The sequence below is a fragment of the bacterium genome (assembly GCA_036524115.1).
Classification (GTDB): domain Bacteria; phylum JAUVQV01; class JAUVQV01; order JAUVQV01; family DATDCY01; genus DATDCY01.
In genome coordinates this window covers 1-2987 of sequence record DATDCY010000282.1, presented here as the reverse complement: position 1 = coordinate 2987, position 2987 = coordinate 1, and the positions used below count along the sequence as shown (strand labels likewise).

The following is a 2987-nucleotide window of genomic DNA, read 5'->3' as shown; positions in this document are numbered from 1 at the left end:
GCCGCGCGCGCCCGCGCCACCGTCGGCGAGATCTCCGACGCCCTGGAGTGGGTCTACGGGCGCCACAAGGCGGACGTCTCGGTCGCGGCCGGCATCTACGGCGCGGGCTGGGGCGACGCGGGCGAGTTCGCCGAGCTGCGCGCCGCCGTCGCGGCCTTCGCCGAGGCGGAGGGGCGCCGCCCGCGCCTGCTGGTGGCCAAGATCGGCCAGGACGGGCACGACCGCGGCTCGAAGGTCGTGGCGAGCGCGTTCGCGGACGCCGGCTTCGACGTCGACCTCGGGCCGCTCTTCGCGACGCCCGAGGAGGTCGTGCGGCAGGCGATCGAGAACGACGTGCACGTCGTCGGCGTCTCGAGCCTCGCCGGCGGGCACCTGACGCTCGTGCCGCTGGTGGTCGAGGGGCTGCGCGCGGCGGGGGCGGGCGAGACGCTCGTGGTCGTCGGCGGCGTCGTGCCGCCGCAGGACTACGCCGCGCTGGCGGCGGCGGGCGTCGGCGCGGTCTTCGGCCCGGGCAGCCGCATACCGGACGCGGCGCGACGGGTGCTCGAGCTGCTGGGGACGCGCCGCGGCCGGCGCTAAAGAGGGAGCGCGGGGCGATGCTGACGAAGAAGGCCAAGTACGCGCTCAAGGCGGCGCTGCACCTCGCGCGGCGCGGCGAGGGCGAGGCGGTGCTCATCGCCGACATCGCCGAGACCGAGCGCATCCCCAAGAAGTTTCTCGAGAGCATCCTGCTCACGATGAAGAACCGCGGCATCCTCGTCAGCCGCAAGGGGCGCGGCGGCGGCTACGCGCTGGCGCGCCCGGCGGGCGAGGTCAGCTTCGGCGAGATCGTGCGGATCATGGACGGCCCGCTCGCCCCCGTCGCCTGCGTCAGCGTCACGGCGTACCGCCCCTGCGAGGAGTGCGCGAGCGAGGAGACCTGCGAGGTCCACGGGGTGATGAAGCGCGTGCGCGACGCGATCAGCGAGGTCCTCGACGCGACGACGCTCGCGGACGCGCTGCGAGATGCCGCCGGGCACGCGACGAGAAAGCCCGTTCGCCACCACCGCTGACCCGTCTTTCCGTTGACATCAGTCTATGTTGTCGATAGACTGTTATCCACGCGGCCGCCCCACGGCGGCACCCGGACACAGGGAGGGCATGGCACCATGGCACAGGCGCATCCCCCACGCGCGGCGGCGCGCCGCGGCGCGGCACTGGCCGCCGCCCTGCTGCTCGCGGCGGCACCCGCGGCGGCGCAGACGATCCTCAATGTCTCCTACGACCCGACGCGCGAGCTGTACCAGGAGTTCAACGCCGCATTCGCGAAGCACTGGAAGGCGACCGCCGGGCGGGACGTGACCGTGCGCCAGTCGCACGGCGGCTCGGGCAAGCAGGCGCGGGCGGTGATCGACGGCCTCGAGGCCGACGTCGTGACTCTCGCGCTCGCCTACGACATCGACGCGCTCGTGAAGAACGGCGGCCTCGTCAAGCCCGGGTGGCAGCAGCGGCTGCCGAACAACAGCGCGCCCTACACCTCCACGGTGGTCTTCGTCGTGCGCGCCGGCAACCCGAAGAAGATCCGCGACTGGGATGACCTGGCGCGCGACGGCGTCGCCGTGATCACCCCCAACCCGAAGACCTCCGGCGGCGCCCGCTGGAACTATCTCGCGGCGTGGGGGTACGCCCTCGGGAAGAGCGGGGGCGACGACGCGAGGGCCCGCGAGTTCGTCGGGAAGATCCTGAAGAACGTGCCGGTCTTCGACACCGGCGCCCGCGGCTCGACGACGACGTTCCTGCAGCGCGGCATCGGGGACGTGCTCGTCGCGTGGGAGAACGAGGCCTACCTCGCCGTCGAGGAGGTCGGCAAGGGAAAGTTCGAGATCGTCGTCCCGTCGGTGAGCATCCTCGCCGAGCCGAGCGTCGCCGTCGTGGACAAGGTCGTCGACAAGCGCGGGACGCGCGCGGTCGCGGAAGGCTACCTCACGTACCTCGGCAGCGAGGAGGGCCAGCGGATCGCCGCGAAGCACCACTTCCGGCCGCGGACCGCGCCGGCGGGCGCGCCCGCACTCCCGCAGGTACGGATGTTCACGGTCGACGCGGTCTTCGGCGGCTGGGAGAAGGCGCACGCGCGGCACTTCGCCGAGGGCGGCGTCTTCGATCAGCTCACGGGGGCCGCGCGGTGAGACGCGCCGGCGTGCTGCCGGGCTTCGGTCTCACGCTCGGCTTCACGCTGCTGTACCTCGGCCTCGTGGTCGTCGTGCCGCTCGCGACGCTCTTCACGGGGACCGCCTCCTTCAGCATCCAGGGGCTCCAGAAGGCGCTGGTGTCGGCGCGCGTGCTCTCGGCCTTCCGGCTGAGCATCGGCGCCTCGCTTGCCGCGGCGGCCTTCACCGCGGTCTTCGGCTTTCTCGTCGCCTGGGTGCTCGTGCGCTACAGCTTCCCGGGCCGCCAGGCCGTCGACGCGCTCGTCGACCTGCCGTTCGCCCTGCCGACCGCGGTCGGGGGGATCGCGCTGACCGCCCTCTGGTCGGACAACGGCTGGCTCGGGCGGCTCGCGGCCGCGGCAGGGGTCAAGGTCGCGTTCACGCCGCTGGGCGTGGTCGTCGCCCTGATCTTCATCGGCTTCCCCTTCGTCGTGCGCATGGTCCAGCCGGTGCTCCAGGACCTCGACCCGGCGCTGGAGGAGGCCGCGGCCTCGCTCGGCGCGGGCCGACTCCAGACCTTCCGCCGCGTCATCCTGCCGCAGGCGGCGCCGGCCGTGCTCAGCGGCGCGGTGCTCGCGTTCGCGCGGGCCCTCGGCGAGTACGGGACCGTCGTCTTCATCTCGGGAAACCTGCCGCTGCGCACCGAGACGGTGCCGTTCCTGATCCTGGCGCGGCTCGAGCAGTACGACTACGCGGGGGCGACCGCGGTCGCCGTGCTGATGCTGCTCTTCGCCGCCGGGCTGCTGCTGGCCGTCGGCGCGCTGCAGCGGGAGGGGCGGGCCGGCGCGCCCGCGCGCGGAT

4 protein-coding genes are annotated in these 2987 nt (G+C 73.4%); all 4 read left to right on the top strand.

The features are described 5' to 3' along the window. Positions 1-579, top strand: a 579-nt coding sequence (locus VI078_13580; protein ID HEY6000315.1) for a cobalamin-dependent protein, incomplete at its 5' end; no start/stop codon positions are given. A gap of 17 nt (positions 580-596) precedes the next feature. Continuing rightward, positions 597-1052, top strand: coding sequence for an Rrf2 family transcriptional regulator (locus VI078_13575; protein ID HEY6000314.1), 456 nt, complete (start codon positions 597-599; stop codon positions 1050-1052). Between the two features lie 96 nt (positions 1053-1148). Then, the gene (locus VI078_13570) at positions 1149-2165 is read left to right on the top strand and encodes a sulfate ABC transporter substrate-binding protein (protein HEY6000313.1); all 1017 of its coding nucleotides are present in this window, start codon (positions 1149-1151) and stop codon (positions 2163-2165) included. Further along, the coding region (gene cysT / locus VI078_13565; GenBank protein ID HEY6000312.1) for a sulfate ABC transporter permease subunit CysT at positions 2162-2987 on the top strand (826 nt) is incomplete at its 3' end. The genes VI078_13570 and cysT, both read left to right, overlap by 4 nt.

Excerpts from the sequence above, each read along its gene's own strand:
- VI078_13575 (HEY6000314.1), top strand. The coding sequence starts at position 597 with ATGCTGACGAAGAAGGCCAAGTACGCGCTCAAGGCGGCGCTGCACCTC.
- VI078_13570 (HEY6000313.1), top strand. The coding sequence starts at position 1,149 with ATGGCACAGGCGCATCCCCCACGCGCGGCGGCGCGCCGCGGCGCGGCA.